Source organism: Marinobacter sp. bablab_jr003 (assembly GCF_016464245.1).
Classification (GTDB): domain Bacteria; phylum Pseudomonadota; class Gammaproteobacteria; order Pseudomonadales; family Oleiphilaceae; genus Marinobacter; species Marinobacter vinifirmus.
Genome location: NZ_JADARC010000081.1, coordinates 1 through 4,428, shown reverse-complemented (window position 1 = coordinate 4,428; position 4,428 = coordinate 1). Strand labels below are relative to the sequence as shown.

Sequence of the window (4,428 nt, the reverse complement as noted above, 5' to 3'; positions counted from 1 at the left end):
CTGGTTGTGAAAGAGCATGCAGGTTAGACTCGGACATGGCGTATCATTCCTCTGTTGGTTGTGATCTTGGCGGTGATCAACCAACAGGATACGCCACCCCTTCAGCCTGCTTCCATACACCAGAAATCACCATAACTCTTGCTAGTATTAAAAACTATATAGCTACTATAAGGTCAATGGGACAGATGATCCGTTGAGGAGTAAGCCTGATGCGCATTGGTCAGTTAGCCCAGATAGCGGGTATCGACACGCAGACGATCCGCTTCTATGAGCAGCAGGGCCTGTTGCCGCCGCCAGAACGGCAGGAGAATGGTTACCGTGTCTATACCGAGAAGCATGGCGAGTGGCTTGCCTTTATCCGCCGCTGCCGAATTCTGGACCTGTCACTGACAGAGATTCGCGAGCTACAGAGCTATCAGGACGACCCTCGCCAGCCTTGTACCGCCGTCAACGCCATGCTCGATGACCACATCTCTCATGTGCGGTCGCAGATAACTGCTCTGCAAGCGCTTGAGCAACAACTCGTTTCACTGAGGGCGAGTTGCAACGAGGGTCGGGAGATCAATGCCTGCGGCATCCTGACGGGGATCAGCGAGGAGAGCAAACAACAGCTGTATAGGGCTAGCTCAGGCCGTAAGGACTGAGCAGAGACATGCCGGACCTTGCAGTGACATTGTGAATGCATGGTGTGTTGATCGCGAAGCCTCACTGCGTATCTCGGCATGCGAACCTGGGCGTTGCTGCAAACTTGCAGGGGCCGTGAAGAAGAGTCGTCATCAACCAGGTAATCCGCTGAGCTGATGGTTGGTTCCGTCATCATGATATGAGCCAATCAACCAAAAAATCCGGATACCCCTTTTTTGGTGATTCCTTTGTCTATGTCATTTTCGATGACAACACCGATCTGTACTGGGCCCGCTCCCGGGTACTGGAGTACCTGAGCCAGGTGGCCGGGCAATTGCCCGATGCCGCCAAACCAGAGCTGGGGCCGGATGCAACCGGCGTTGGCTGGGTATACTCCTACGCCCTGGTGGACCGCACCGGTCAGCATGACCTGTCGGAACTGCGGGCTATTCAGGACTGGTTCCTGAAGTTTGAACTGCAAACCGTGCCCGGTGTATCCGAGGTCGCCAGCGTTGGCGGCATGGTGAAACAGTATCAGGTCGTGGTGAACCCGGACAGACTGCGGGCCCACGACATTACCCTGCAGCGCATCCATTCCGCCATCAACAGCGCCAACCAGGAAACCGGCGCCTCGGTGGTGGAGATGGCCGAGGCGGAATACATGGTACGGGTCACCGGCTACCTGCAGAACGAAGACGATCTGCGACAGGTCCCCCTGGGGGTCAACGACAACGGCAAGCCCCTGTTACTGAAAGACGTGGCCGATGTGCAGCTTGGCCCACAGGTCCGTCGCGGTATCGCCGAACTGAATGGGGAAGGGGAAGTGGCCGGAGGCATTGTGGTGATGCGTTTCGGTGAGAACGCCTTGAAAACCATCGAAGGGGTCAAGCAACGCTTGGAGGACATCAAAACCAGCCTCCCCGATGGTGTAGAAGTGGTTCCTACCTACGATCGCTCCACACTCATTAATAACGCCGTGGACAACCTGTATGGCAAGTTATTGAAAGAGTTCCTGGTGGTCGTCCTTATTTGCGCAGTATTCCTGTTCCATCTACGGTCGTCGCTGGTGGTCATCGTCAGTCTGCCCGTAGGTATCCTTGCGGCGTTCGTGGTGATGCACGCCCAGGGCATCAACGCCAATATCATGTCCCTCGGGGGTATTGCCATTGCCATCGGCGCCATGGTGGACGGGGCCATCGTGATGGTGGAGAACGTCCATAAACACATGGAGCGAACCCCGCTGACACCGGAAAACCGATGGGCCGTGATGTCGCGGGCCGCGGGTGAGGTGGGGCCCGCGCTGTTTTTCTCACTGATGATCATCACCGTGAGCTTTCTGCCGGTCTTCACCCTGGAGGCTCAGGAGGGCAAGCTCTTCGCCCCCCTGGCGTTCACCAAAACCTACGCCATGGCGGCGGCAGCCGGGCTGGCCATCACTCTCGTTCCAGTGCTGATGGGCTATTTCATCCGTGGCAAGGTATTGCCAGAACATCGCAATCCCATCAACCGACTGCTGATCGCCCTGTACCGACCGATTATCGGCTGGGCTTTGCGACGGCCGGCATTGATGCTTGCCGGAGGCCTGGTGGTGCTGATCATCGGCTTCTGGCCGGCCAACAAGCTGGGCAGTGAATTCATGCCGCCTCTGGACGAGGGGGATCTGATGTACATGCCCACCACCTATCCTGGTATCTCCATTGGCAAGGCCCGACAGATTCTGCAACAGACCGACAAGCTGATTGCCAGTATTCCGGAAGTGGAGACCGTGTTCGGAAAAATTGGCCGCGCCGATACGGCCACCGATCCTGCCCCGCTGACCATGATTGAGACCTTTATCCAGTTCAAACCACGGGACCAGTGGCGACCCGGCATGACGCCGGAATCTCTGCGCCGGGAACTGGACAGGACCGTCAGACTTCCGGGCCTTACTAACGCCTGGGTCATGCCGATCAAAACCCGCATCGACATGCTCTCCACGGGCATCAAGACCCCAGTCGGCATCAAGGTGGCCGGTCCTGACCTGGCGGTGATCCAGGGTATAGGGGAAGAGCTCGAGCGGGTGTTGACTGACATACCCGGCACAGCCTCTGCGTTTTCCGAGCGGGTGGCCGGCGGACGCTACATCAAGGTGGATATACAGCGCGAGGCTGCCGCTCGTTTCGGGCTGAATATCGCAGACATTCAATCGGTCGTACGTACCGCGATTGGCGGCATGAACGTGGCCAACACGGTGGAGGGTCTGGAGCGCTATCCCATCAATCTGCGCTATCCCCAGGGTTACCGGGATTCGGTGGAGCAGATGCGCCTGCTGCCGATGGTGACACCCAATGGCCAGCGTATCGCGTTGGCCGATGTGGCGGATATCCGGATCGACCAGGGGCCGCCCATGATCAAGTCGGAAAACGCCCGTATCAATGGCTGGACTCTGGTGGATATCGAGGGCCGGGATCTGGGCAGTTGGGTAAGGGAGGCGCAGTCCGTGGTGCAAGAACAGGTGGATCTACCTGCTGGCTACTCCCTGACTTGGTCTGGCCAATATGAGTATATGCAGCGGGCCAAGGAACGCCTGACGCTGGTGGTGCCGCTGACCCTGGCCATCATCATCATTCTGCTGTACCTGAACTTCCGCAACCTGACCGAGGTGGGCATTATTCTCGGCACCCTGCCATTCGGCATGATCGGTGGCATCTGGCTGATGTATCTGCTGGGTTACAACCTCTCCGTGGCCGTGGCCGTCGGTTTTATTGCCCTGGCCGGGGTGGCGGTGGAGATCGGAGTCCTGATGCTGGTGTACCTGAACCAGTCTCTGCATAACGCTTTGGAAACCGTGGATCATCAATCAGGCCAGCTGTCGGCAGATGCCCTGCGCAAGGCGATCAGTGACGGTGCTGCGCAACGGGTGCGTCCGATCATGATGACCTTCGCGGCCATTGTAGCTGGCCTGGTGCCCATCATGCTGGGCAGTGGCACCGGCTCAGAAGTCATGCAACGCATCGCCGGCCCGATGATCGGTGGCATGGTCACCACGTTGATCCTGACCCTGCTGCTGATTCCGGTGATTTTCTATCTCTGGCAGCGCGCATGGCTGAAAAAAATCGCCAAAAAAGGAACATTCCGATGATTAGACCCATTGGCATCCAAACCGTTCTGATCCTGCTGATCACAATGGCCTTGCCGATAAACGCCGAACCTATTGAGGTCGTTGACGATTGGGTTCAAGAGGCTCTGACCAATAACGCGACTCTGGGCGCGCAAAGATCTGTCGCCGAAATGTCAGAAGCCAAAGTGGAGGGCTCAGATACTTGGGCCGACCCGGTCATCAAGTATGGCATTGCGCCTGAAACTCTAGAGGGACCTAATACAGTTGGGCATCGCTTTGAGGTAAGCCAGCAGCTGCCCTGGCCGGATCATCTGTCGGCGTCTCGCAAGGCAGCGGAGGCCGGAATGCTTGCCGCCCAGCAGGAGACTCAGTGGCTAATAAGGCAGCTGACAGCTCGCGTTAAGGAGGCGTATGCATATTGGTGGTATACCAATGAAGCGATCAATCTCCATCATGAGACACGCGCTTTGGTCGAGCAACTGGCCACCGTAACGGAACAGAGGCTTGACTATGGCATCGGCTCGCAAAGTGAAATGCTCAGGGTCAAAACGGAGTTGGATACTCTAGGAGTCTGCGCGGCAGGAGCCACCTTCTGGCATAATACGTAAAAATTCTTCAGCACCGGAGAATCCGATGGGAACCACCTTCCGCCCCTATTCACCTGATCAGGAACTGCTTCTTCCCCCGAGCCTGAACGAGTGGCT

At 57.2% G+C, this 4,428-nt stretch carries 4 protein-coding genes; all 4 read left to right on the top strand.

Annotated features, from left to right (window positions below; all coding sequences use genetic code 11):
• A partial coding sequence (locus H3Z84_RS16940; RefSeq protein ID WP_206768867.1) for a hypothetical protein occupies nucleotides 1–197 on the top strand: 197 nt, incomplete at its 5' end.
• 12 nt (nucleotides 198–209) lie between these two features.
• A complete protein-coding gene (gene cadR / locus H3Z84_RS07565; RefSeq protein WP_008175821.1) occupies nucleotides 210–644 on the top strand; it encodes a Cd(II)/Pb(II)-responsive transcriptional regulator in 435 nt (144 codons plus the stop codon).
• Between the two features lie 179 nt (nucleotides 645–823).
• The gene (locus H3Z84_RS07560; protein WP_228285759.1) at nucleotides 824–3,745 is read left to right on the top strand and encodes an efflux RND transporter permease subunit; all 2,922 of its coding nucleotides are present in this window, start codon (nucleotides 824–826) and stop codon (nucleotides 3,743–3,745) included.
• Nucleotides 3,742–4,332 (top strand): TolC family protein, encoded by a 591-nt coding sequence (locus H3Z84_RS07555; RefSeq protein WP_199457043.1) that lies wholly within the window; start codon nucleotides 3,742–3,744, stop codon nucleotides 4,330–4,332. The genes H3Z84_RS07560 and H3Z84_RS07555 overlap by 4 nt, the downstream gene beginning before the upstream one ends.
• The last annotated feature ends 96 nt before the right edge of the window (nucleotides 4,333–4,428 follow it).

Excerpts from the sequence above, each read along its gene's own strand:
- cadR (WP_008175821.1), top strand. The coding sequence starts at position 210 with ATGCGCATTGGTCAGTTAGCCCAGATAGCGGGTATCGACACGCAGACG.
- H3Z84_RS07560 (WP_228285759.1), top strand. The coding sequence starts at position 824 with ATGAGCCAATCAACCAAAAAATCCGGATACCCCTTTTTTGGTGATTCC.
- H3Z84_RS07555 (WP_199457043.1), top strand. The coding sequence starts at position 3,742 with ATGATTAGACCCATTGGCATCCAAACCGTTCTGATCCTGCTGATCACA.